At 70.4% G+C, this 24774-nt stretch carries 23 protein-coding genes and 1 tRNA gene; 1 reads left to right on the top strand and 23 read right to left on the bottom strand.

What is annotated here, in order from left to right; all coding sequences use genetic code 11:
• Window positions 1-7: 7 nt before the first annotated feature.
• From DQ392_RS03855 to DQ392_RS03770, 18 genes are all read right to left on the bottom strand, one after another.
• Window positions 8-559 (bottom strand): F0F1 ATP synthase subunit B, encoded by a 552-nt coding sequence (locus tag DQ392_RS03855; RefSeq protein ID WP_114014150.1) that lies wholly within the window; start codon window positions 557-559, stop codon window positions 8-10.
• A gap of 60 nt (window positions 560-619) precedes the next feature.
• Complete coding sequence (gene atpE / locus DQ392_RS03850; protein ID WP_114014038.1) at window positions 620-874, bottom strand: ATP synthase F0 subunit C; 255 nt, start codon at window positions 872-874, stop codon at window positions 620-622.
• 78 nt (window positions 875-952) lie between these two features.
• Window positions 953-1780 (bottom strand): F0F1 ATP synthase subunit A, encoded by an 828-nt coding sequence (gene atpB / locus DQ392_RS03845; RefSeq protein ID WP_114014037.1) that lies wholly within the window; start codon window positions 1778-1780, stop codon window positions 953-955.
• Window positions 1781-2001: 221 nt separating this feature from the next.
• Entirely contained in the window at window positions 2002-2427 is a 426-nt protein-coding gene (locus tag DQ392_RS03840; RefSeq protein WP_114014036.1) for a Cg1360 family ATP-synthase-associated protein, read from the bottom strand.
• A 283-nt stretch (window positions 2428-2710) separates the two neighbouring features.
• Window positions 2711-4063 carry an MraY family glycosyltransferase gene (locus DQ392_RS03835; RefSeq protein ID WP_114014035.1) on the bottom strand — a complete coding sequence of 451 codons (1353 nt, stop codon included), beginning with the start codon at window positions 4061-4063 and terminating at the stop codon, window positions 2711-2713.
• A gap of 148 nt (window positions 4064-4211) precedes the next feature.
• Window positions 4212-4913 carry an arsenate reductase/protein-tyrosine-phosphatase family protein gene (locus tag DQ392_RS03830; protein WP_181856264.1) on the bottom strand — a complete coding sequence of 234 codons (702 nt, stop codon included), beginning with the start codon at window positions 4911-4913 and terminating at the stop codon, window positions 4212-4214.
• On the bottom strand, window positions 4913-5560 hold the full coding sequence (locus DQ392_RS03825; protein ID WP_114014034.1) for an L-threonylcarbamoyladenylate synthase: 648 nt from the start codon (window positions 5558-5560) through the stop codon (window positions 4913-4915). Before DQ392_RS03825 ends, DQ392_RS03830 begins: the two co-directional genes overlap by 1 nt.
• Window positions 5560-6405 carry a peptide chain release factor N(5)-glutamine methyltransferase gene (prmC, locus tag DQ392_RS03820; RefSeq protein WP_114014033.1) on the bottom strand — a complete coding sequence of 282 codons (846 nt, stop codon included), beginning with the start codon at window positions 6403-6405 and terminating at the stop codon, window positions 5560-5562. Before prmC ends, DQ392_RS03825 begins: the two co-directional genes overlap by 1 nt.
• A gap of 66 nt (window positions 6406-6471) precedes the next feature.
• A complete protein-coding gene (prfA, locus tag DQ392_RS03815; protein ID WP_114014032.1) occupies window positions 6472-7542 on the bottom strand; it encodes a peptide chain release factor 1 in 1071 nt (356 codons plus the stop codon).
• A 190-nt stretch (window positions 7543-7732) separates the two neighbouring features.
• The gene (gene rpmE / locus DQ392_RS03810; protein ID WP_114014148.1) at window positions 7733-7957 is read right to left on the bottom strand and encodes a 50S ribosomal protein L31; all 225 of its coding nucleotides are present in this window, start codon (window positions 7955-7957) and stop codon (window positions 7733-7735) included.
• Window positions 7958-8150: 193 nt separating this feature from the next.
• Window positions 8151-9326: an LCP family protein gene (locus tag DQ392_RS03805; RefSeq protein WP_114014031.1), complete on the bottom strand. Its 1176-nt coding sequence runs from the start codon at window positions 9324-9326 to the stop codon at window positions 8151-8153.
• A gap of 381 nt (window positions 9327-9707) precedes the next feature.
• Window positions 9708-11771, bottom strand: a complete 2064-nt coding sequence (gene rho / locus DQ392_RS03800) for a transcription termination factor Rho (protein ID WP_114014030.1) — start codon at window positions 11769-11771, stop codon at window positions 9708-9710.
• A gap of 403 nt (window positions 11772-12174) precedes the next feature.
• Window positions 12175-13215, bottom strand: a complete 1041-nt coding sequence (thrB, locus tag DQ392_RS03795) for a homoserine kinase (RefSeq protein ID WP_245981165.1) — start codon at window positions 13213-13215, stop codon at window positions 12175-12177.
• A 576-nt stretch (window positions 13216-13791) separates the two neighbouring features.
• Window positions 13792-14898 (bottom strand): threonine synthase, encoded by a 1107-nt coding sequence (thrC, locus tag DQ392_RS03790; protein ID WP_114014147.1) that lies wholly within the window; start codon window positions 14896-14898, stop codon window positions 13792-13794.
• A gap of 148 nt (window positions 14899-15046) precedes the next feature.
• Entirely contained in the window at window positions 15047-16345 is a 1299-nt protein-coding gene (locus tag DQ392_RS03785; RefSeq protein WP_114014146.1) for a homoserine dehydrogenase, read from the bottom strand.
• A gap of 141 nt (window positions 16346-16486) precedes the next feature.
• Window positions 16487-17878, bottom strand: coding sequence for a diaminopimelate decarboxylase (gene lysA / locus DQ392_RS03780; RefSeq protein ID WP_114014029.1), 1392 nt, complete (start codon window positions 17876-17878; stop codon window positions 16487-16489).
• A 30-nt stretch (window positions 17879-17908) separates the two neighbouring features.
• On the bottom strand, window positions 17909-18778 hold the full coding sequence (locus tag DQ392_RS03775) for a DALR anticodon-binding domain-containing protein (RefSeq protein ID WP_114014028.1): 870 nt from the start codon (window positions 18776-18778) through the stop codon (window positions 17909-17911).
• 188 nt (window positions 18779-18966) lie between these two features.
• Entirely contained in the window at window positions 18967-19404 is a 438-nt protein-coding gene (locus tag DQ392_RS03770; RefSeq protein WP_114014027.1) for a response regulator, read from the bottom strand.
• Window positions 19405-19554: 150 nt separating this feature from the next.
• Here DQ392_RS03770 and DQ392_RS03765 point away from each other — a divergent pair.
• Window positions 19555-19626: transfer RNA gene (locus DQ392_RS03765), tRNA-Arg, on the top strand.
• A gap of 254 nt (window positions 19627-19880) precedes the next feature.
• Here the strand turns inward: DQ392_RS03765 and DQ392_RS03760 are convergent.
• The 5 genes from DQ392_RS03760 to DQ392_RS03735 all read right to left on the bottom strand — a co-directional run bounded on the left by DQ392_RS03760 (window position 19881) and on the right by DQ392_RS03735 (window position 24771).
• Window positions 19881-21272 carry a tyrosine-type recombinase/integrase gene (locus DQ392_RS03760; protein ID WP_114014026.1) on the bottom strand — a complete coding sequence of 464 codons (1392 nt, stop codon included), beginning with the start codon at window positions 21270-21272 and terminating at the stop codon, window positions 19881-19883.
• Window positions 21269-21466 carry a helix-turn-helix transcriptional regulator gene (locus tag DQ392_RS03755; protein ID WP_114014145.1) on the bottom strand — a complete coding sequence of 66 codons (198 nt, stop codon included), beginning with the start codon at window positions 21464-21466 and terminating at the stop codon, window positions 21269-21271. Before DQ392_RS03755 ends, DQ392_RS03760 begins: the two co-directional genes overlap by 4 nt.
• Window positions 21456-22814: a replication initiator gene (locus tag DQ392_RS03750; RefSeq protein WP_114014025.1), complete on the bottom strand. Its 1359-nt coding sequence runs from the start codon at window positions 22812-22814 to the stop codon at window positions 21456-21458. Before DQ392_RS03750 ends, DQ392_RS03755 begins: the two co-directional genes overlap by 11 nt.
• Window positions 22815-23184: 370 nt before the next feature.
• The gene (locus tag DQ392_RS03740) at window positions 23185-23376 is read right to left on the bottom strand and encodes a hypothetical protein (RefSeq protein ID WP_114014023.1); all 192 of its coding nucleotides are present in this window, start codon (window positions 23374-23376) and stop codon (window positions 23185-23187) included.
• 18 nt (window positions 23377-23394) lie between these two features.
• Window positions 23395-24771: an FtsK/SpoIIIE domain-containing protein gene (locus DQ392_RS03735; RefSeq protein ID WP_425470474.1), complete on the bottom strand. Its 1377-nt coding sequence runs from the start codon at window positions 24769-24771 to the stop codon at window positions 23395-23397.
• Between the last annotated feature and the right edge of the window lie 3 nt (window positions 24772-24774).

Here is a 24774-nt window from a genome sequence, read left to right as displayed (position 1 = left end):
CCGGCGTTCATCGGGCGGCTCCGTTGGCATTCGCCTCCGTCTCGGCGGTCTCTTCGAGGCCGTCGAGGAAGCGGTCGATCACGCGGCTCTGCCGGGCGTGGTCCTCCAGGGACTCGCCGACGAGCTTGCCTGCCAGGTCGGTGGCGAGCTTGCCCACGTCCTGGCGGAGCGTGGCCGCGGCCTGCTTGCGATCGGCGTCGATCTGGGAGTGACCGGCTGCGATGATCTCCTCACGCTGCCGCTGGCCCTCGGCGCGCATCTCGGCGATGAGCGCCGCGCCCTGCTCCTGTGCCTCGGCACGCAGTCGGGCGGCCTCGTGGCGGGCCTCGGAGAGCTGGTCCTTGTACTGCTGGAGTACGTCGGCAGCCTCCTGCTGAGCCGCCTCGGCCTTCTCGATGCCGCCCTCAATGGCTTCACGACGCTCTTCCAGCACCTTGTTGATGCTCGGAAGGAGCTTCTTCCACAGGAAGAAGAAGACGATGGCGAATGCGATCAGGCCGATGACGAACTCTGGAATCGGCGGGATGAGCGGGTTCTGCGGAACCTCGGTCTCCGCCATGGGTACCAGGGCGTTCACGTCAGTGCCTTCCGTCGGAAAAAGGGTTCGTTCGCTCGGCCGTCAGGAACGGAAGATGAAGCCCATGACGATGCCGATGAGGGCCAGCGCCTCACAGAAGGCGAAGCCGAGGATCTGGTTCTGACGGATCAGACCGGCGGCCTCGGGCTGGCGGGCCAGCGCCTGGGTGCCGTTACCGAAGACGATGCCGACGCCGATGCCGGGGCCGATGGCGGCGAGACCGTAGCCGATGGAGCCGAGGTTACCGGTGACGCCTTCGGAGGCGGCGATGTTGACCATGTCGAGAGCAGCGGACATGCCGTTACTTCCTTCTCTGTACGGACCGGCGGGGGTTGGCCGCCGGACAGCTGGGGGTTGTGCGGGGAGCGGGCCGGCTCAGTGTTCCTTGACGAGCGCGCCCTGGATGTAGGAGCAGGTCAGCAGAACGAACACGTACGCCTGGATGACCTGGATGAACAGCTCGAACGCGATCATGACGATGGTCATGATGAAGGAGACGGCCGAGTAGGCGATCCCGATACCGTTGAGCATGTACCAGGTCGCGATCGTGAACAGCGCCACCAGCATGTGGCCCGAGAACATGTTCGCGAAGAGCCGGACGGAGTGCGTGAAGGGGCGCACCAGCAGGTTCGAGAAGAACTCGATGACCATGACCATCGGCAGCACCGGGCCGAGGGACTTGTCGTAGCCGGTGAAGTTCTTCCAGGCGCCGGTCCAGCCCTGCCGCTTGAAGGTGAGCCCGACCCAGACGATGTAGACGATCAGCGCGAGACCGAGCGGAATCGAGAAGATCGACGTGACGGGGAACTGGGCGAGCGGGATGACCGCCCACAGGTTCATCACCCACACGAAGAAGAAGAGCGCCACCACGAAGGGGACGTACTTCTCGCCTTCCTTCTTGCCGATCGTCTCGTAGACGACGCCTCGGCGGATGAAGTCGTATCCGGCCTCCGCGATCATCTGGAGCTTTCCGGGGACGATCTTCGGCTTGGCGAAGGCCGCCCAGAAGAACCACACGATGGCGAGCGTGCCGACGAGGGCGAGCAGGATCGGCTTGTTGAAGTCGAATCCGCCGATGCTGAACATCGGCTCGAAGACGAACGAGTGGAGCCCGGGAGCCTCGAAGCCGCAACCACTGAAAAGGTGGCAGTCGGTCTCAAAGGCGAGCATCTGGTCAGCACTCACCGCGGGCTCCTTCTGCATGGCGCATGAAAACGGCTACCTCGTTGTGTCGGCGCGGCCTGCTGCCACGGAACGGCACTGGTCTGGGTCGTACGAATCGGGGGCGGCGGCTGATCAGGGCGTCAGAGCGTCCGTTTCGTGGCGTGAGGGCCGGAACGGAGCGGAGCTCTGCCGCCGCCGTCTGCTGCGCCGCAGTTGGCAACGGACGATAGCAGTTGCTCGAACGAGCGCTTATCCCGCCCCTACGTGGCACTGGCCTTCTCGCTGCCACCTGAGGAGGGCTCGACATACAGGATCTTCGCCTTCATGTGCGCCCTGCCCTGGGCGGCCACCCACACGATGGTGGAGCCGAGCAGAGTGAACGCGAAGGTCTCGGTGTCGAAAAGAGTCGTATCCCGGAAGACCACCAGCACCACGAACAGCAGGAGAATCTGGGTCGTATAGAGCAGGAGGCCCATCGCCTGAAAGAGGTGCGGGAGAGAGCGCGCCGTCCGCTGGAGGACGTAAAGGCCGAGCCCCATGAAGAGGATCACGACGAGTGCTCCGGCTGCGCCGCCGATCGCTCCCTTGCCTCCTGCGAACACGCCGCTGATCGCTGCGGCCACGACACCGGCTACGGCGGTCGGGACGGCGCAGTGCAGCAGCATGCGTGCGTCGTTCGACTGCATGTGGTGTGCTCCGGGGGAACTCGGGGAAATGTGAGTCGTCGGGTGACGAGAGTAGCCCGGCCCGGAGGGCGGACCGACCTCCCGCAGAAGCGCCCGCACCAGCGCGGCACTTCGGTTGTCACCGGGTTTCGTGAACGGTATCACAAACTATTTGATGAGGTCTTTACCTACTTCGTGTGCTGCCGGTCACACAGAGGCATGAGTCTGTGCGCACCGGGCTGACGCCGAACGCTATGTCTGGTATTGACGCATTCCGCCGCGGCGCGGCAGCCAACAGGGCGGGTCAGTCCCGGGTGTTGATCTTCTTCGGGCGGGTGAACTGCCGACGCTCCCCCAGCGCCGTCGCCCCCTCAAGCCCCGCCAACGCGGGCGCCCGCTCCCCCTCCTCGGCGTCCTCGCCGGCCGGCTCGGGGTCCTCTCCGGGACCAGGCGGCGTCGGGTCCACCCCGGCGGCGCCCTGCGCCTGGGTCGAGCGCCGGTAGCGGGGCGGCAGCATGCGCTGTGACCAGGCCGGCACGCGCGGGGTGTAGCGCGGCAACAGCAGCACGATCAGCCCCACGGCGCTGAGCAGCACGATGGCCAGCACGATGGCCAGGCTGGAGGAGCGCACGGAGAAGGCCACGGCGCCGAAGGCGATCAACGCGGCCCAGAAGTACATGATCAGCACCGCGCGGCTGTGCGAGTGCCCGATCTCCAGCAGCCGGTGGTGCAGGTGGCCACGGTCCGCCGCGAACGGGGAGCGCCCGTTCCAGGTGCGCCGCACGATGGCCAGCACCAGGTCGGCCACGGGGATGGCGATGATGCTGAGCGGCAGCAGCAGCGGCATGTAGAGGGGCACCATCGTGTGCACCGCGCTCTTGACCGAACCGGTGTGCTCGACCATCAGGTCAGGATCCACCTGGCCGGTGATCGAGACGGCGCCCGCGGCCAGCACGAGGCCGATCAGCATGGAGCCCGAGTCGCCCATGAAGATCCGCGACGGGTGCATGTTGTGCGGCAGGAAGCCCAGGCACATGCCCATCAGGACCGCGGCGAACAGCGTCGCCGGAGCCGCCGCCTCGATGCCGTAGCCGTACCAGATGCGGTACGCGTACATGAAGAACGCCAGCGCGGCGATGCAGACCATGCCGGAGGCCAGGCCGTCGAGGCCGTCGACGAAGTTGACCGCGTTGATGGTGATCACGACCAGGGCCACCGTCAGCAGCGTGCCCTGGAGCGGTGTGAGGGCCACGTTGCCGACGCCCGGGACCGGGAGCCACAGGATCGTCAGCCCCTGGAGCACCATCACGCCGGCGGCGATCATCTGCCCGCCGAGCTTCACCAGCGCGTCGACGCCCCACTTGTCGTCCAGGACGCCGATCAGCCAGATCAGCCCGGCCCCTGACAACAGGGCCCTGGGCTCGTCGGACAGGGTGAACAGCTCACCGATGTTGGTGAGTTGCGAGGCCACCAGCAATCCCGCGCACAAGCCGCCGAACATGGCGATGCCGCCGAGCCGCGGTGTGGGCTCGCGGTGCACGTCCCGCGCCCGCACAGGGGGCATCGCGCCCGCCGCGATGGCGAACTTGCGCACCGGGCCGGTCAGCAGGTAGGTGACCGCGGCTGTGACGCACAGCGTCAGCAGATACTCACGCACGGACTCCCCAGAGGTCTCGCGGGTTGCTCGGGCCCACACCATAGGCCAACGTCAACGAGCCGAACTGCTCGGACCACAGCCTATGACACATGGTGACGGCCTCGTACCCTCCGCGGCCGCCACCGGTACCACGGCAGGTTCAAGGCCGTCACCGGTACAGCGGGCCGCCGGGGCCGCGGCCGGCCGCGCCCGCCGCCGCCGGCACCCCCGTCAACGCGGTGACCACCGGGTCCAGCGCCTGGCTGATCTCCTCGCCGACGCTGCGGAAGTACGGGATCGGCGCCCCGTACGGATCGTGGATCTCGTCCGCCTCCGGGCTGGGCGCCAGCAGCCAGCCGCGCAGCGCCGCGGCCGCCTGGACCAGCGCGTGCGCCCGCTCGACCACTTCCTCACGGCTGCGCGCGGCGGGCAGCGTCGCGGGGTCTATGGCCCGCACCAGGCGGGTGAACTCCTTGAGCGTGAAGGTGCGCAGTCCCGCCGAGTGGCCCATGGAGACGACCTGGGCCCGGTGGTCGCGGGTGGCGGTCAGTACCAGGTCGGCGCGGACCACGTGTTCGTCCAGCAGCTCGCGTCCCGTGAAGCCCTCGGCGTCCGCCCCGTACTCCAGCAGGACCGCGAGGGCGTTCTCCTCCATGGGCGCGCCCTCGTGCCCCCAGGTGCCCGCGCTCTCGACCACGAGGCCGCCGGTGCGGCTGGCGCCGAGCCGTTCGGCCAGGGCATGCCGGGTGAGCCGCTCGGTGATCGGCGAGCGGCACACGTTGCCAGTGGAGACGTGGAGGATGCGGAACGCGCCGGCGGCGCCGTTTATGCCGCCGGACTCGGCCGCACCACGCCCGGGTGGGGCGGTCACTACCCGGCCACCTCCAGGTCGGGAACCACCTTGCGCAGCTCGTCGGCGTCGAGGGCACCGGCGCGCAGCAGGAGCGGCACAGGACCTGAGACGTCGACGATGGAGGAGGGCACGTTGTCCTGGGTGGGCCCGCCGTCGAGGTAGACGGCGACCGACTCACCGAGCATCTCCTGTGCCTCGTCACAGGTGGCGGGCGCCGCGCGCCCCGTCAGGTTCGCCGAGGAGACGGCCATCGGGCCGAACTCGGTCAGCAGCTCGATGGCGACAGGGTGCAGCGGCATCCGCACCGCGACGGTGCCGTGGGTCTCCCCCAGGTCCCAGGTCAGCGACGGCTGGTGCTTGGCCACCAGGGTCAGCGCGCCGGGCCAGTAGGCGTCCACCAGTTCCCACGCCTGCTCGGAGAAGTCCGTGACCAGGCCGTGCAGCGTGTTCGGGGAGCCCACCAGCACCGGCGAGGGCATGCCCCGGCCGCGGCCCTTGGCCTCCAGCAGATCGCCGACGGCGTCGGCGCTGAAGGCGTCGGCGCCGATCCCGTAGACGGTGTCCGTCGGCAGCACGACGAGTTCCCCGCGCTTGACGGCCGAGGCCGCCTCGCGCAGTCCAGTCGCGCGATCGGTCGCGTCGGAGCAGTCGTAACGCCGTGCCATCACGGCACCTCCCTGCGTGCTGTGGCAAAACGGGGCCGGTTGTTGAGGTCGGGGTGGTCCGCGGCGTCCGCCCAGCCGCGGTCCTCGGTGAAGATCCAGGGCACCTGGCCGCCCTGGGTGTCGGCGTGCTCGATGACCACCACGCCGCCGGGGCGCAGCAGCCGGTGCGCGGCGCGCTCCAGCCCGCGGATGACGTCCAGGCCGTCCTCACCCGAGAACAACGCCAGCTGCGGGTCGTGGTCGCGGGCCTCGGGCGCCACGTACTCCCACTCGGTGAGCGGGATGTAGGGCGGATTGGAGATGACCAGGTCGACCTGGCCGTCCAGCTCGCGCAGCGCGGCGCGCGCGTCGCCGTGGTGGAGCGACACCCGGGAGCCCTCGACGTTCCTGCGGGCCCACTCCAGGGCTGACTCGTCGAGCTCGACGGCGTGCACCCGCGAGCGGGGCACCTCCTGGGCGAGCGCCAGCGCGATCGCCCCTGACCCGGTGCACAGGTCCACGATCAGCGGCTCGGCGACGTCCATGGCGCGCACGGCGTCTATCGCCCAGCCGACCACGGACTCCGTCTCGGGGCGCGGCACGAAGACGCCGGCGCCCACGTGCAGCTCCAGGTAGCGGAAGAACGCACGCCCCGTGATGTGCTGGAGCGGTTCGCGGGCCTCCCTGCGGGCGACGGCCTCCCAGTAGCGCGCGTCGAAGTCGGCGTCGGCGACGCGGTGCAGCTCACCGCGTCCCACGCCGTGCACGAACGCCGCGAGCTCCTCGGCGTCGAAACGGGGCGAGTCCACGCCCGCGTCGGCCAGCCGCTGGGTGGCCTGCGCCACCTCGGCGAGCAGCACGTTCACTCCGTTCCCCTCCCCGGGGCCAGCACGGTTGTCGGCGTCTTCCGCGTCACGGCGTACCCCTGCGCGTCACTGTGCCGCGGCCAGTTTGGCCGCGGAGTCGGCGTCCACACAGGCCTGCACGACCGCGTCGAGCTCACCGTCCAGCACCTGGTCGAGGTTGTAGGCCTTGAAGCCGACGCGGTGGTCGGAGATGCGGTTCTCCGGGAAGTTGTAGGTGCGCACCCGCTCGGAGCGGTCCACGGTACGGACCTGGCTGCGGCGGGCGTCGGACGCCTCCTTCTCGGCCTCCTCCTGCGCCGCGGCCAGCAGCCTGGCGCGCAGGATGCGCAGGGCCTGCTCCTTGTTCTGGAGCTGGCTCTTCTCGTTCTGGCAGGAGACGACGATGCCGGTGGGCTCGTGCGTGATGCGGACGGCCGAGTCGGTGGTGTTGACCGACTGCCCGCCGGGCCCGGACGAGCGGTAGACGTCGATCCGCAGGTCGTTCGGGTTGATCTCCACGTCGACCTCCTCGGCCTCCGGCAGGACGAGGACGCCGGCGGCGGAGGTGTGGATACGGCCCTGCGACTCGGTGGCGGGCACCCGCTGCACGCGGTGCACCCCGCCCTCGTACTTCAGCCGCGCCCAGACGCCCTGGCCCGGCTCGGAGGCGCCCTTGGTCTTCACGGCGACCCGCACGTCCTTGTAGCCGCCCAGGTCGGACTCGGTGGAGTCGATCAGCTCGGCCTTCCAGCCGTGCCGCTCGGCGTAGCGCAGATACATCCGCAGCAGGTCGCCGGCGAACAGCGCGGACTCGTCGCCGCCCTCACCGGCCTTGATCTCCAGGATGACGTCCTTGTCGTCGCTGGGGTCGCGCGGAACGAGCAGCAGCCGCAGCCGCTCGGCGAGCTCCTCGCGGCGGCGCTCCAACTCCTTGACCTCGGCGGCGAACTCCGCGTCCTCAAAAGCCAGTTCCCGCGCCGTGCCGATGTCGTCCCCGGTCCGCTTCCACTCGCCGTAGGCGGTGACGATCGGGGTGAGCTCGGCGTAGCGCTTGTTCAGCCGGCGGGCACCCGCCTGGTCGGCGTGGATCGCCGGGTCGGCGAGCCGCCGTTCCAGATCGGCGTGCTCGCCGACGAGTTCCTCGACCGCCTCGAACATCGTGGTCATCCCTTTACTGACGGCTTACTGGCGGACCGCTTACGCAAGGACGCTTACGGAAGACGTGAGGCGCCCGGGCGGGCCGCGCGCCTCAGCCGGGCAGGCGGCGTGCTCCGGGCGCCGAGCACCAAAAGAGCGCCGGGCCGGGCTGCCCGGCACGGGGCAGCCGCGGACCGGCGCTGCGGTGTCGCTACTTCTTGGCGGTGCCGGCGTTCTTGCCGAAGCGCGCCTCGAAACGGGCCACGCGGCCACCGGTGTCGAGGATCTTCTGCTTGCCGGTGTAGAACGGGTGGCAGGCCGAGCAGATGTCGGCGCGGACGACGCCTTCCGACATGGTGCTGCGCGTGGTGAACGAGTTGCCGCAGGTGCAGCTCACCTGGGTCTCGCGGTACTCGGGGTGGATGTCGCGCTTCAAGGTCACTCCTAGGTTCGGGAGGGCGCCGGGTCGGGAGACGGGTTGTTTCCCGTGAACCGGGGCCGACGATCCAGTTTGCCACTGGTTGCCGCACCCCCCAAAACCGGGGGGCCGAGCCCGATATTCCCCGGGTCCCCGGGCCTTGTCGGCAGCGCCCGGGGGCCCGGGTGGTTCCGTCGCGAGACGGGCCCCCTCAGCGCCCGGTCTGCTCCTCGGCCGCCGCCCTGGTGGCCTTCTTGCCGCCGACCACACCGCCTATGTCGGTCCTGTCGCCCGCCGAGCCCTTGGTCGCCGACTTCGGCACCGGGGTGTCGTGCCGGAGCGCCCGCCACACCTTGTCGGTCTTGGAGTCGATCTGGACCACCCGGTTGGGGTCGGCCGGGTCGTACCGGACCGGCAGCGTCGTCATCTGGATGTCGTCGGACTTGATGCCCTTGAGCATCTTGGCCATGCCGGTCAGATCGCCGACCGAGTCCAGCTCCGAGTCCGTGGTGATCGCCGAGGTCGCGGTGTCGGCCAGGTCGTAGAGCTTCTTCGGGCTGCTGAAGACCCCGATGCTGTTGACCTGGTCGATGAGGGCCTTCACGAACGCCTGCTGGAGCTGGATGCGCCCCAGGTCGCTGCCGTCGCCGACACCGTGCCGGGTACGCACCAGGCCGAGCGACTGCTCGCCGGTGAGCTGGTGGGTGCCGGCTTGCAGGTTGAGGCGGCTGTTCTTGTCGTGGATCGGCTTGGAGGTGGTCATCTCCACCCCGCCGAGGGTGTTGATGAGCTTCTTGAAGCCCGCGAAGTCCACCTCGAGGTAGTGGTCCATCCGTACACCGGAGAGGGACTCGACCGTCTTGACGGCGCACGCGGGGCCGCCGACCTCGTAGGCGCTGTTGAACATGGCCCGCTGGGCCGGAACGTTCTTGTGGCCCTCCGACGCGTCGCCCTTGCACGCCGGGCGCTGCACCAGCGTGTCCCGGGGTATCGAGACGACCGACGCCTTGTCGTGCTTCTCGTTGATGTGCAGCACCATCGCCGTGTCCGAGCGGGCGCCGCCCTGGTCCTGGCCGTACTTCGCGTTGTCACCCGCGCGCGTGTCCGAGCCGAGGACCAGTATGTCCATCGAGCCGTTGGGCACGTCCTCGGGCCGGTCCGTCCCCAGGGCCGCGTTGATGTCGACGCCTGAGATGTTGCCGTCCAGCTTGAAATAGACGAACCCGAGACTGGTACCGCCGAGCACGACCGCACCCGCCACGGTCCAGGCGGCGGCTCGCATGGCGCGCCGACGCCCGCTGCGCGGCCTGCGGCGACGGCCCGTGGCACGTATGCCCCGGGAGCGGCCTCCTGCCGCCGTGTCGCCCTCGTAGCTGTCGCCCGCCATTGTCACTTCCCTCAGTCCTGCTCGTGGCGTGTCCTGTGTGGACGCTTTGTCCTGTGTGGACGCTGGGTCTCGCCGGAAGGGTTGCACAACGCGTCACCACACGCGTCGGCCGCGCGCGGCGGGACAGCGGCGCGCGAACGGGCCCACATCTCGCCCTTGGTCCCGTTTTACCTGCGACGACGTACCCACGCCCGGCGAGCCGACACGGCCGCGCCGCGGAGCGGGCCTGTGGGCAAGCTCTCAGCGCCGCTGGGGCCCCGCTCCGAGCAGCCAAAACAGACGGCGAGGGCCGCTCCACCGTACGTGGTGGAACGGCCCTCGCCGTGATCCGTCCGGGCGACGCCTCCGCACGGGCACCCGCGCGCGAGCGGCCTGTCGGCCTCAGTCCTGGCCGTTGGGCGTCGGGGTCGTCTTCTGGATCTGGAGCAGGAACTCCGCGTTGGACTTCGTCTGCTTCATCTTGTCCAGCAGCAGCTCGATGGCCTGCTGCTGGTCCAGCGCGTGCAGCACGCGACGCAGCTTCCAGACGATCTGGAGCTCGTCGTTCGCCATGAGGATCTCCTCCTTGCGGGTGCTGGACTGGTCCACGTCCACCGCGGGGAAGATCCGCTTCTCGGCGAGCTTCCGGTCGAGCTTGAGCTCCAGGTTGCCGGTGCCCTTGAACTCCTCGAAGATGACCTCCTCCATGCGGGAGCCGGTCTCCACCAGCGCCGCCGCGAGGATCGTCAGGGAGCCGCCGTCCTCGATGTTGCGCGCCGCGCCGAAGAACTTCTTCGGCGGGTACAGCGCCGTGGAGTCCACACCGCCGGACAGGATGCGGCCCGAGGCCGGCGCCGCCAGGTTGTAGGCGCGGGCGAGGCGGGTGATGTTGTCCAGCAGGATCACCACGTCGTGGCCCAGCTCCACCAGCCGCTTGGCCCGCTCGATGGCGAGCTCGGCGATGGTGGTGTGGTCCTCGGCCGGGCGGTCGAAGGTCGAGGAGATGACCTCGCCCTTGACCGACCGCTGCATGTCGGTGACCTCTTCGGGACGCTCGTCCACCAGGACGACCATCAGGTGGCACTCGGGGTTGTTCCGCGTGATCGAGTTCGCGATCGACTGGAGCACCGTGGTCTTGCCCGCCTTCGGCGGGGCCACGATCAAACCGCGCTGGCCCTTGCCGACGGGCGAGACCAGGTCGATGATCCGCGGGGTGAGCTGGTTCGGCTCCGTCTCCAGACGCAGCCGCTCCTGCGGGTAGAGCGGGGTCAGCTTGTTGAACTCCGAGCGGCCCTTGCCGTCCTCCGGCGACATCCCGTTGACCGAGTCGAGACGGACCAGCGCGTTGAACTTCTCGCGCCGCTCCCCCTCGCGCGGCTGCCGCACCGCACCGGTGACGTGGTCGCCCTTGCGCAGGCCGTTCTTGCGGACCTGGGCGAGCGAGACGTACACGTCGTTCGGGCCCGGCAGGTAGCCGGAGGTGCGCACGAACGCGTAGTTGTCGAGGATGTCGAGGATGCCGGCGACCGGGATCAGGACGTCGTCCTCGGCGATCTGCGGCTCGAATTCCTCACGGCCGCCGCGGCGGCCCCTGCGGTCCCGGTAACGGCCCCGGCGCCCGCGGCGGCCACCGCCGCCGTCGTCGTCGAAGGCCTCGTCCCGGCGGCCGCCGCCGCCACCCGACTGGTTCTGCTGGCTGCCGCCGTCGTTCTTCCCGCGGTTGCGGTCGCGGTCGCGGTCACGCTGGCGGTCCCGCTTGGAGGGACGGTCCTGCTGCTGCTTGCCGTCGCCGGAGGGGCCGCCCTTGCCGCCGTCCTTGTCGGACCGCTCGGCCCTGGTGTCCTTGCCGTCCTGCTTGCCGCTGTCACCGCCGGACTTGGCGTCGCCGCGGCCCTCGGCGGCGTCGGCGGAGTCGGCCTTGCCGCGGCGCGCCCGGCCGCCCTCCTGGGCCGCCTTGGCGTCGCCCTCGGTCTGCCCGGGGATGTCGATCTGCTGCTGCTCGGTCTCGGCATCGCCCGTACGGGTCCGCGAGGTTGCGCGGCGCTTCGGCTTCTGCTCGGCGGCGGGCTCGCCGCCCTCGGGGGACTTGGCGTCCTTGGCCGCCTGGTCCCCGGCGTCCTGGTCCCCGGCGGGCTTGGCGCCCTTGCCGTCCTTGCTGTCGGCGGGCTTGGCGCCCTTGCCGTCCTTGTCGGAGGCGCCTTGCGAACTGCCGCCCGCCTGGCGCTCCTTGATGACCTCGATCAGCTGGCTCTTGCGCATCCGGGCGGTGCCCCTGATGCCGAGGCTGGAGGCGACCTGCTGGAGCTCCGCCAGCACCATGCCCTCGAGCCCCGTGCCGGAGCGCCGACGCCTGGGTGCGGCACCGGAGGCCGCAGGCGCGGCGGAAGCGTCCGTAGCGGCGGGCGCCGCGGCACCGTCGGCTGCGGTATCGGCGTTCACGCCCATCAGATCGGTGGTGTCGCTCACGAAGGGTCCTTCCCTGGAGCGGACGTCGGCCAGTCTGGCTCGGCGACCGGTTGTGCTGTCCGGCTGTGGTCCTGTGCTGGGGGACTTCGCCGGGGCGGTGGTCCCGCCTCGATGTACGGCGGGGAGATCAGTACGTGGGTTCGGCGTGAAGCCTCGACACGGATGTCCTTCACGTCGGCTCCGGAGCGTGTTCGCCCCTGCCCGACAGTGGTCCGAGCAATACGGGGGGCTCCTGGAAGAAGAGGTGGCCCCTGCTGGGGCTGCCAGGGGAACACGCAAGCACCGCACTCCTCGAACCATCGCACTTTTCTGTGCGAGGTCCACGAGACTGCGAGTGCAGACTTGAGGTTAACACTACCGGATCCAACAAACATTCCCCCTCTCGAAGATCCGCAACCCGGTGTCACCGGGGCCGGTCGCCCGATCCCCCCGGCGCCTGTCCCGCACCCGGGGTGACGGAGCCGCCACCCACGGCGCCGCCGCTCGCGCTGCCGCCGTCGGAGCCGCCAGGACCGCCCGCGGGGCCCGCCGAGAGGGGCAGCACGCTGGCCCCCGCGGCGTCGAGGGCCAGCCGGTTGGCCGTCCAGCCCTCGCCCGCCAGCCGGGAGACCTTGTCGGCCTCGCCCTCGTCGGCGGCCAGCGCGAGCACCGTGGGACCCGCGCCCGAGATGACGGCGGGGACGCCCTCGGTCCGCAGCCGGCCCACCAGGTCGGCGCTCTCAGTCATGGCCGGGGCGCGGTACTCCTGGTGCAGCCGGTCCTCGGTGGCGGCCAGCAGCAGCTCGGGGCGGCGCGTCATCGCCTCGACGAGCAGCGCGGCACGCCCCGCGTTGAAGGCCGCGTCCACGTGCGGCACGGTGCGTGGGAGCAGCCCGCGCGCGGTCTGCGTGAGCAGGGGTTTCGCGGGGACGAAGACCACCGGGACGAGGGATGCCGCGGGCTCCATCCTCACCGCCCGCGCCGCACCGCCGTCGGTCCACGCCAGCGTGAAACCGCCGAGCAGACAGGCGGCCACGTTGTCGGGGTGGCCCTCGATCTCGGTGGCCAGCTCCAGCAGCGCGGTGTCGTCCAGACGGGCCTCACCGCCGGTGGTCACGGCGCGGGCCGCCATCACGCCCGCGCAGATCGCCGCGGAGGAGGAGCCGAGGCCGCGGCCGTGCGGAATGCGGTTGGCACACACGATCTCCAGGCCGCGCGGCTGCCCGCCCAGCAGGTCGAAGGCGGTGCGCAGCGAGCGGACGAGCAGGTGGTTCTCGTCGCGGGGCAGCGTCTCGGCGCCCTCTCCGGCGATATCGATGTGCACGCCGGAGTCGGCGACACGGACGACCACGTCGTCGTAGAGCCCCAGGGCGAGGCCCAGGGTGTCGAAGCCGGGGCCGAGGTTGGCACTGGTGGCGGGGACGCGCACCCGGACGGCGGCGGCGCGGAACGCGGGACCGGCCATCTTCCGATGACACTCCTTGGTTCGGTTGTGCGGAGCACCCCGGACCGTGGCTGTGCCGGATGACCGTGGCTGTGCCGGAGTGGCCACCGCACCGCACAGGTCCCGCTGCGGGGACGTTACGGGGGTCGGGGTGAAACTCAGCCTATCGAAGGTGGGTTCACTGACGACATAGGGCGCACGGGAGGCGCACGATGCGTGTCGCGAGCCTCTCCGTGCTTCCGCACGGTACGTCCGTGCGGAGCGTGCCGGACGGGGCCACGCCCCGTCCGGCGGAGTCCACCACGGGAGCCCGCGTCCGTTCGGGCGGGCCCGTGTCCCTTCGGAGCGGGCCCGCGTCGCTTCGGAGCGGGCCCGCGTCGCTTCGGAGCGGGCCCGTGTCGCTTCGGGGTCGGACCGGCCTCCCGGCGCGGGCGGGGCAGCGGGCTGCGGCCGAGCCCGCCGGCGGCTTGAGGGGGTACGTCTCTGCCGCCTCTCAGGCGGCAGCGCTTCCCCGGGCCCTGCCGCCCGCGTATGTCCCCAGACCCCCCGTCGGCCGCCCCGGCCGGGGCCGGGCTTGCGGACGGGCCCCGGCGCGGCTCAGGCCAGGCCGAGGCGCTCGGCCGCCGCGTCGGCGTCGACGGGGACGACGATGGGCTGCGGCGCACCGGCCACCGCCCAGTCCGGATCCTTGAGGCCGTTGCCGGTGACGGTGCAGACGATGCGCTGCCCCGACTCGACCTTGCCCTCCTCGGTCGCCTGGATCAGCCCGGCGACCGACGCGGCCGAGGCAGGCTCCACGAACACGCCCTCCTGCGCGGCCAACAGACGGTAGGCGCGCAGGATCTGACGGTCGGTCACCATGTCGATGAAGCCGGCCGACTCGTCGCGCGCCTGCTCGGCCAGCGTCCAGGAGGCCGGATTGCCGATCCGGATGGCGGTCGCGATGGTGCTCGGCTCCGTGACAGCCTCGCCGCGCACGATCGGCGCCGCGCCGGACGCCTGGTAGCCCCACATGCGCGGCGCACGGGTGGCGGGCCCGCTCTCGTGGTACTCGCGGTACCCCTTCCAGTAGGCCGTGATGTTGCCCGCGTTGCCCACCGGCAGTACGTGGATGTCGGGCGCGTCGCCGAGCATGTCGACGATCTCGAACGCCGCGGTCTTCTGCCCCTCGATCCGGACCGGGTTGACCGAATTGACCAGCGAGACCGGGTACTTGTCCGACAGGCCGCGTGCCAGCTCCAGGCAGTCGTCGAAGTTGCCGTCCACCTGGAGGATCTTCGCGCCGTGCACCAGCGCCTGCCCCATCTTGCCCAGCGCGATCTTGCCCTGCGGCACCAGGACGGCGCAGACCATGCCGGCCCGTACCGCGTACGCGGCGGCCGACGCGGAGGTGTTGCCCGTGGAGGCGCAGATGACGGCCTGGGAGCCCTCCTCCTTGGCGCGGGTGATCGCCATCGTCATCCCGCGGTCCTTGAAGGAGCCGGTGGGGTTGGCGCCCTCCACCTTCAGGTGCACGTCGCAGCCGGTCAGATCGGACAGCACCCGGGCGGGCACCAATGGCGTGCCTCCCTCGCGGAGCGTGACGGGAGTGGTGTCGGGAGCGACCGGGAGACGGTCCCGGTACTCCTCGATGATGCCGCGCCACTGCGGACGCCCCGCGCCACGGGCGGCGGCCGCGGACGCCTCTTCGGGGATCTGAGACATCTCAGGCTCCATGACGGTCACTGTTCCTTGGCTCCCTTACTGACCCTTGTCCGGCGCTGCCCACCGCGCCGGGCTGTTCGCGCTGCCCACCCGACCCGGCGCGCGGGAGCGTCGCCCCCACGCGCGGATACGGCCGTGCCGCGCATGCTCACTCACCCTCGACCCGCATGATGCTGGCCACCCCGCGCACCGTGTCGAGACCCCGCAGCGCCTCGACGGTGGCGCTGAGCGCCGCGTCCGGGGCCCGGTGGGTGACGACGACGAGCCAGGCCCCGTCGTGCGGCCCTTCCTTCCCCTTCTGGCGCACGGTGTCGATGGAGACCCCGTGCTCGGCGAAGACGGTTGCGACCTGCGCGAGGACGCCGGGTTTGTCGGCGACGTCCAGGCTGATGTGGTAACGGGTGACCACCTCGCCCATGGGGGAAACCGGCAGCTGCGCGTACGCCGACTCGCCGGGCCCCCTGCCGCCGCTGAGCTTGTTGCGGCAGGCGGCCACCAGGTCGCCGAGCACGGCCGACGCGGTGGGCGAGCCGCCCGCGCCGGGGCCGTAGAACATCAGCTGCCCGGCCGCCTCCGACTCGACGAAGACCGCGTTGTACGCCTCACGCACCGAGGCCAGCGGATGGCTGAGCGGGATCATCGCGGGGTGCACCCGCGCCGTCACCGAGCGGCCGTCCGCCGCGCGCTCGCAGATGGCCAGCAGCTTGACGGTGCAGCCCATGCGCTTCGCGGAGGCGATGTCGGCGGCCGTCACATCGGCCAGGCCCTCGCGGTGCACGTCGTCCAGGCGCACCCGGGTGTGGAAGGCGATGCCGGCGAGGATGGCGGCCTTCGCGGCGGCGTCGAAGCCCTCCACGTCGGCGGTGGGGTCGGCCTCCGCGTAGCCGAGCGCGGTCGCCTCGTCCAGCGCCTCGCTGTAGCCGGCGCCGGTGGACTCCATCCGGTCGAGGATGAAGTTGGTGGTGCCGTTGACGATGCCCAGGACGCGGCCCACCTCGTCACCGGCCAGCGACTCGCGCAGCGGCCGCACCAGCGGGATGGCGGCGGCCACGGCCGCCTCGTAGTAGAGGTCGACGCCGTGCTTCTCGGCCGACTCGTGGAGCGTCGCACCGTCCTCGGCCAGCAGCGCCTTGTTCGCCGTCACGACGCTGGCGCCGTGCTCGAACGCCGAGGTGATCAAGGAGCGCGCCGGCTCGATGCCGCCGATGACCTCGACCGCGACGTCGACGTCCTCGCGGGCCGCCAGCGCCGCCGCGTCGGTGGTGACCAGGTCGGGGTCGATGCCCGCACGGACGCGGTCGGGGCGGCGGACGGCGACCCCCGCCAGTTCGAGGGGGGCGCCGATCCGCTGGGCGAGGTCGTCCGCGTGCGTCGTCATGATGCGTGCCACCTCTGAGCCGACGACCCCACAGCCCAGCAGCGCCACCTTCAGCGGACGCGTACGCATCATTCGACCTCTTTTTCCGTCTGTCTTCCGTCTGGTTTCCGTCTGACGTCCGTCTGTCCCGAGCACAGCTGTCGGTGCTCAAGTCTCACTTACCGGACCGGAGATTCCACGCCGGGTCCAGTATGTGGGACGTATATCTCGCTAGCCGACATCGAGCCGCAGGAGATCCTCCTCCGTCTCGCGCCGCACGATCTCCCGCGCCTGCCCGTCCCGCACGGCGACCACCGGCGGACGCAGCGCGTGGTTGTAGTTGCTGGCCATCGACCTGCAGTACGCACCCGTGGCCGGCACGGCCAGCAGGTCACCCGGCGCCAGGTCGGCCGGCAAGAACGCGTCCCGCACCACGATGTCACCGCTCTCGCAGTGCTTGCCGACCACCCGGCTGAGCATCGGCTCCGCCTCGGACGAACGGGAGACCAGCGCCACCGTGTACTCGGCGTCGTAGAGCGCCGTGCGGATGTTGTCCGACATGCCGCCGTCCACGCTCACATACGTGCGCAGCCCCTCCAGCTCCTTGAGCGTGCCGACCTCGTACAGCGTGAACGCCGTCGGCCCCACGATCGCCCGCCCGGGCTCCACCGACAGCCGCGGCACCGCCAGCCCCGCCGCCTCGCACTCGCGGGTCACGATGTCCCCGAGCGCCTTGGCGATCTCGTGCGGCTCACGCGGATCGTCCTCGGGCGTGTACGCGATCCCCAGACCGCCGCCCAGGTCGATCTCCGGCAGCTCCACCCCGTGCTCGTCCCGCACCTCGGTCAACAGGCCCACCACGCGACGGGCCGACACCTCGAAGCCCGCCATGTCGAAGATCTGCGAGCCGATGTGCGAGTGGATACCGGTCAGCTCCAGGCTCTCCAGCCCCAGCACCCGGCGCACGGCCTCCGCCGCCTGCCCCCCGGCAAGCGCCAGACCGAACTTCTGGTCCTCGTGCGCGGTCGCGATGAACTCGTGCGTGTGCGCCTCGACACCCACCGTGACCCGGATCTGCACCGGCTGGCGCCGCCCCAGCCCCCTGGCGACGTGCGCGACCCGGGCGATCTCCTGGAAGGAGTCCAGCACGATCCGGCCCACCCCCGCCTCGACGGCCCGGGCGATCTCCTCGGTCGACTTGTTGTTGCCGTGCAGCGCGATGCGCTCGGGCGGCATCCCGGCAGCCAGCGCGGTCGCCAGCTCGCCCCCCGAACACACGTCGAGGTTCAGCCCCTCCTCGTGCAGCCAGCGCACGACCGCGCGCGAGAGAAAGGCCTTGCCCGCGTAGAAGACGTCGGCGTCCCGCCCGAAGGCGTCCCGCCACGCACGGCAGCGGGCCCGGAAGTCCGCCTCGTCCAGCACGTACGCGGGCGTGCCGAACTCCTCAGCGAGCGCGCGGACGTCCAGCCCGCCCACCGCGACGGCGCCCCCGCCGGCACGTTCGACGGTCTGCGCCCACACGCGCGGGTCCAGCGCGTTGAGGTCGGCGGGCGGCGCGGTGAAATGCCCCTCGGGGAGGACGTCGCCGTGGCGGGGTCCTGCGGGGTGTGCGGAACGGCTCATGATCTGGAGTCCCTGTGTCCCTTGTACGTCTCAGATGTGTGCGGGTGCGGTGACGCCGAGCTGGGACAGGCCGCCGGCCAGCACCGCTCCGGTGGCCTCGGCGAGGGCCAGCCGGCCGCGGTGGGCGGCCCCGGGTTTCTCCTCACCGCGCGGCAGCGGCTCCGCCGTCTCCTGGAACACCGCGAAGGCACCCGCCACCGCGTCGAGGTGGCGCGCGAGCCGGCCCGGCGCCGTGACCCGCGCCCGATCCGCCAGCAGCGCCAGCAACCCGGCGCCCGCGGGCGCCAGCGGTTCCGCGTCCTCGGCGACCGGCTCCACACCGAGCCGCCTCCCGTTCCGCAGCAGCGAGCAGCTGCGCGCGTGGGCGTACTGCACCCGGAACAGCGAACTCGCACGCTCCGTACGGACAGCGAGCGCCGCCGGACTCTCCCCGGTGCACTCCGCCCACCGGGAGATGTCCCGCGCGGGCACGTCCGTCGGCACGACACCGGGCTCCGCCACGGGATCCGGCGCCCCGACCGGCCGCCCCGCGACCAGGCCGCGGACCAGCGCGGCGCGGGCCCGCGGGGTCAGGGTGACGTTGACGAACCCGTCACCGACGACGCGGGCGTCGGCGACGTCATGCCCGTGGGCCGCCCCTTCCCGAGACATCTCTCCGCACGTTTCACCCCGACTCGTCGCGGGCTCGACCAGACGCGCACACACCAGTTCCGCGATCTCGCGCGGAGAGCGCCCTGTGAGCGCGGCGGCCCGGAAGGCGACCCCGGTCGCGTAGTCCCCGCCTCCCCGCCGCGGCGGCGACTCGACGACGACGGGCACATCCCGCACGTCACCGAGATCGTCGAAGAGCGCACGGCACAGCACGTGCCGGATGATGCGCGAGAGCTGGGCGGGTGTCACAGAGCAAGCGTATGGGAGGCGGGGCGGGTACGCGCGAGCCGGTTTCGCCTGCTGGAACGCCACCGGAGCCGCGCGTGGCACCGCCGGCCACACACAGCTGCCCACCGCTCACCATGCGCGCAGCCCACAGAGCGGACGCCCTTCGGCGTCACGCCGCCTCGGGGCCAGGGCCACGGTTCAGGACCGGACTAGGGCTCAACGGCCTCGGTCACGGCCCCCCGACCGCCACCCTCGCCCTCCGCGGCGGGATCCGGCCTCCCGTGCATCAGCCGACGCACCATCCGCACCAGCTCGGCAGGCTCGAACGGCTTCGACAGAAAGACGTCCACGCCTCTCTCCCCACCCACCACGCCCTCACCCTCCAACTCGGTGCACGCACTCACGAGCGCGAGCGGCAGGTGCCGCGTCCGCGGATCGGCCCGCAGTCGCTCCGCCGTCCGCACACCGTCCAGACGCGGCATCACCGCATCGAGCGTCACCACGTCGGGCTGGACCCGGTGCACCACATCCAGGCACTCGGCGCCGTCGGCGGCGGTCACCACCTCGAAGCCCTCCAGCTCGAGATTGACCCTGATCAACTGCCGGATGACGCTGCTGTCGTCGACAACCAGCACCCGGCCGGACATACCTGGCACACCCAGAAGCCTAGGCGGACCCCACCCTTCGCGTCCGGCTTTTGCCCATTTCCACCGCCCCTCCCGCACCCCTCTCCCACCGATTTCCACCCCACCACCGGTGACCTGGTACTGTTCTACCTGTCGCCGCCCAAACGGCACGCCCCCGTAGCTCAGGGGATAGAGCAACGGCCTCCGGAGCCGTGTGCGCAGGTTCGAATCCTGCCGGGGGTACTTTGATTCAAGTACCGAAACGCCCCGCCACCAGCCAAGATGCTGAGTGCGGGGCGTTTGTCGTTTGGTGATCAGATGCGGCTGAGCGTTGCCGAAAGCAGCTCCATGACGGTGATCACGTTGTAATGGCGTCATGATCTTGGTCGCTGTCGCGGCAGGTCAGGGCCGCTTTTCGAGGACCCCGGCGCAGCGGTTTCGAGCACGACGAAAGCCCCGGATCTCTCCGGGGCTTCAGTCAGACACTCACTCGCTGCTCACTCGTAGTCCGTCGCTTCCTCCTCTCCCAGACCCTTCATGATCCGTTCGTTCATCTCGGCCTCCTGGCCGTCGATGCACTTGGCGTAGATCTTGAGCAGTACCTCCACCGAGTGGCCGGCCCGCCTGGCGACTTCCGGTGCCGGTACCCCGGAGTTGAGCCACTGGGACACGCAGGCATGCCGCAGGTCGTACGGCTTGGCCGCCAGCACCGAGGAGACCTGTTCCGCCAGCAGGCCGAACTCCCGGGCCCGGGTCCACACCCGGTAATAGGACGACGAGGCCACCACGTTGCCCCGTTCGCTGTGGAAGATCCGGCCGTCGTCAGCAGCGCCGAACTCGTCCAGGTGCTCCCGCAGCATCCGCACCAGCGGAGGCGGGATCGGGACGATACGCACCTCACCCGCGCTCCGCTGCTTAAGGCCGCGCCGGTCGTGCGCCTCGCCGCTATCGGTCCAGGACTTCCCGGCCGACGGTCGCGTCTCCTCCACCGTGATGCGGCCCCATCCCTTGGCAGGAAGGTGGCAGTCAGAGCGGCGGAGACCGAGCGCTTCTCCAGGCCGGGTCGCCGCGTAGTACATGCAGCCGAAGAAGGCCCGCAGTCGACGCCCGGACGCCCGCTTCCACCCGCCGACGTAAGTAGCAGCCGTGAGCAGCTCCCGCGCCTGCCGCGGGTTGACCACGACACGGCTGTCGACCTCCTGCACAGGTTGCTGCCCACGCTTCCGCCGTACCTTGTCGAGCGGATTGGCGCTCAGCAGCTCCAGCTCCACGGCGTACTCCAGCGCGTTGTACGTGACCGCCCTACGACGCCGATACGTCTGGTTGGCCGCAGGGTTGCCGTCGAGCTTCCGGCCGAGCGCATCCACCAAGGTGTGCACTTGCTCGATGTCCGCCAGTTCCGCGACGGGCAGCGAGGCCCGCTCCAGCCAGCGAACAGCCGCCGTGATCTCGTTCGGTTGCTCACACTCGCGCCGATGGGTCGGCAGTACGTACGAGCGCAACGCCCGGCGGAGGCAGCGCACTTCGGGCTGTCCGCGCATCGCTTTCGTCAGGGCCGGAACGGCGACCGCCAGGGCGTCCGTCATGCTTTCCCGCTGCTTCGCTGAAGCAGTCGACCAGCGGCGGTCGACATACTTGATCGCCAACTCCAACAGGCTCAGTGCGGCCCTGCCTCCCCGCAGGGCGTCCGGCAACCCGGTCACCGTGTCGAAGGGCTCGCCCTTGTCGACCGCCCGGAGCAGCTTGGCCCGGAAGCGGTCGGCGAGTGCCTTCGTCTTGTGCGACTCACTGAATGCCTGCCCGTCGACAGACCAGCGGACGAGATAGGTCGGCTTCTTGGTCATCCGGTTCGTGGTGAGTTTCCAGACGGATACCTTGTACGACTTCATGTCGCCCCCTCCGCCCGGTCGTCCAGCCATTCCTCCAGCGCGTCCCTGCGTACCCGTAGCTCGCCGTTGGGGAGGCGGATACACCGTGGAGCGGTACGCAGCTCCCGCCAGCGGTAGAAGGTGCGCGGAGAGACGCCGCCCAACTCGTCCAGGACGTCCCGAACGGTGAGTAGCTCTGTGCGGTTAAGCACCATGCCGGTCACCGCCTTCCCGGACCGAGGTCGCGAGGAGAGCCGCCTCCGGGCTGTAGCCGCGCCCCGCGTACCGCCACTGGCCGACGAGGACCACGTCCCGCTCGTCCAGGTCCAGTGCTGACCGCTGTTCGCGCGCACGATGCTCCGCTCGGGCCGAGCGCAGCGCGCCGAGAGTGGTCGAGTATTGGCGGGACTTGGTCGAGAAGTGTCCCCGGTAACCGAGCATGTGTGCCCAGCGCCGCAGCCTCAGCTCTTCGAAGGAGGGCAGCGCGCCGAGCCACCAGCAAGTACCGATCATGCGGAGGACGTGATCCCGCACGGGCAGCGTGGCCAGGTCCTTGCCGTGGTGAATACGCCCGTCGACAGCCCCGGCCGACTCGGCGCCCTTGGTGGCGTACTTGGCGATGTAGCCAGCGACTGCCGACGAGGTCAGCGAGTCCGCCGACTCGGCCGCCGGAACGGCACGAACGTCCAGCTGCCGACCGAACCGCAGCACGCGCGAACCGACCACGTCAGCGCCGTGCGCGACCACCCGTACTCGGCCGACGGCCTCCCGCACCGCGTCCGACAGGAGGGCCACCGTCGCCCAGTGGGGAGGCGCCTCCCCTGGTCCGTCGGGACCGTCGAGTCGGACGACGGCATGGAAGTGGACGAGGCCCCGCCGCTGGTACTCCGCCACCTTGGCGTATGAGAGACGCACAGAGTCCGCCAGCGCCGTACGAGACAGCCCGGCACGCCGAGCCACCACACGGCGAAGCTCCAGCGTGAAGCGGTGCCACAGCTCACCGGATTGCGCCTGCCAGAGCACGGCGCCGGCATAGTCGTAGCAGCGCGGACACAGCGGCTCACCGAGCTGCGGATCGTCCGCCGAGTGCCGAATGTGACACCCGATCGGAGCGCCATGCGGACACCGCTCCCCCGCCTTCCGCGGACGGCAGGCCAGCACCCGGCCGCCCCGCTCCCGTCGTGAGTGCACCGGGCCGAAGCTCGGAGCGGTGAGGGTGGCGAACAGCCGGGGGTGCCCGCTCACCGTCTCCGCAACGGCCTTGCCGCCGACGAGTCCGGCCCGGATGAGCTGGTAAGTGTCCGCGCGGTAGAGCTGAGCGCAGGTCGGGCAGACCGTTGCCCGGCGGTTGCCGCACGCGACCAGAAGCCGACCACCGAGGGCTTCCGAGGTGTACGCGTGCAGCGCCACCCCGGTGGTTGTGTCCACGTACCCGGCGGAGCCGACGAGGTGGACAGGGTTGGTGCAGCCGCCAAGGCGGAGAATGTTGCGCCGCCAGCCGTCGAAGTCCGACCGCCCAGCGCGCTCGACAAGCGCCGAGACTGCTTCACGGACCTCAGTCATCGGCCACCTCCGAACGCCTGCCGCATCACTGCGGCGATGGCTTCCGGCGGAGTCTTCGCGGAGAAGCGCAGACTCGGGTTCGTCAGCCAGAGCGAGGCAGCGTGGCCCGGGCAGACGCGCCGTTCAGCGCCCTCACGGTCGGCCAACATCACCTGTTCGCGTCCCTGGCACGAGCGGTAGTCGTCCTCTTTCAGGTCGCACCAGGGACGGCGCGACGGTTTGCGCGATCGATGCGCAGTGGACAAAGTGAGACTGCTCCTTTCACTGCTGACGTGGCGGATGGAGTGGGTTCCTGGCGGGGTCGGGTTTGGCGACTTCGCGCCCCGTCGGGAACCGTTATTCGTGGAGATCATTCGGGCGACGCCTCCTTTCAGCTCAGTTGGCTGAGGAGTCCGCCGAGGCCGTCCAGGACCTCCTGGACGACAGGTCCGGCGCCGGTCTCTGCCAGGAGAAAACCGAAGGTCGAACAGATCAGCACCTCGGCCCACCGGAAGTACCGGATGCGCAGCAGGAACCAGATCAGGAGGCCGAGCAGCACCACGACGGATACGGAAACGATCACGGTGATCCACCCCCTCTCTCACTCGGTCTCTTCGCCGTCGAGTCGTTCGAGCCGCACGCTGGGAACGTCGTCCGCCGAGGTCCCGCCCCCCGCTGTGACCAGTTCCGGTACGTAGGGCGTGAGGTGTGCGTACTCGGCAGCCACGCGCTCTGCCTCCGCTTCCGAGACCAGGTGGGAACGGGCACGGTCCCAGCCATCGGCCGAGGCAAGGACTGCCGTACCGGCCTGTTCGGGCGTGATCGCCTGCGCGGCATGCAGCGCATCGGGGTTGAGATCACCGAGCGCCATTTCCGCCGTACCGGGGTCGGCCACCCGATGGCAGACTCGGCCGGCAAGCTGAGCGCGGAGAGCCGTTACGCCCGGTCCGAGGTCCGAGCCGACCCGTTGCCCGGCGACGACGAGAAACACACCGAGTGCCGCGCCGAGTTGAGCGAGTCGGATGAGAGCCGTACTCGTCGCTTGTGCTTCTTCCTTCTCGTTGCGGCTGGCGATCAGGAATAGCTCCGCCAACTCGTCCACGATCACGACGATCGGTACGGGACGTTCGTCCTCCGGGAGCCCCCAGACGTTGCGGACCCTGGCCGCACGGCAGACGTTCATCCGGTCCAAGGTCAGGTCGACCAGAGCCCCGAGAAGCTCGACTGCTTGCGTGCGATTGGTCGCCAGCGCGGACAACCGAGGCGCGTAGAGGGAGAGTTCCATCCCACCCTTGCAGTCGATACCGACCAGGGCCACCGGTTGCCGAGCGAGGCCCGCGACGAGCGCATTGATCAGCGTGGACTTACCGGAACGGGTAGCTCCCACGATCAGCCAGTGCGGCACTTTCCGCAGGTCGATGACCCACTGAGCACCGGTCTCCACCGCCCCGACGGTGACGCGCAGCAGCCGATCCGCCCCGCGCTGATTCGGTACCTGTGGCGCCTTGAGCGGATCGCTGACCGCAGCCACCACTCGAACGAGACCGGGCTTCCAGGTCGTCACGCGGACCGCGTGCACCTCCCAGTTGTGGGCCATAGCCGGAGCCGCCTTGACGAAGTCCTCCGGCACCTGCCCCGGCAGCAGCCGGACGAGGAACCAGAAGCCGCCCCGACTCGGCCGTACGAGCCCCCGTTGAGGAACCCGAGGTTGGGGCGGAGGCGCTCCGTTGCCGACGAGCCCGGAGACGACCGTCAACGCCGCCTTACGACTCACGGCCAGTCCGCAGCCTGCCATTAACGGCCGCCAGGTACGCGCCACTCGTATGCACACGACCGGAAACCCGAGGCACACCCACCAGGCCACCGGATAGTGGCGGCGCAGGGCCGGGCCTGCCAGAAGCAGACCCGACACCAGCGACACGGCCGCCACGAGAACCCAGCCCGACGAGGCGGACCCCGCCGAATTCGCGGAGGCCATCAC

The organism is Streptomyces reniochalinae, assembly GCF_003323735.1.
Classification (GTDB): Bacteria; Actinomycetota; Actinomycetes; order Streptomycetales; family Streptomycetaceae; genus Streptomyces; species Streptomyces reniochalinae.
The sequence above is the reverse complement of the archived record's forward strand: the minus strand, read 5'-3'. Positions and strand labels throughout refer to the sequence as shown.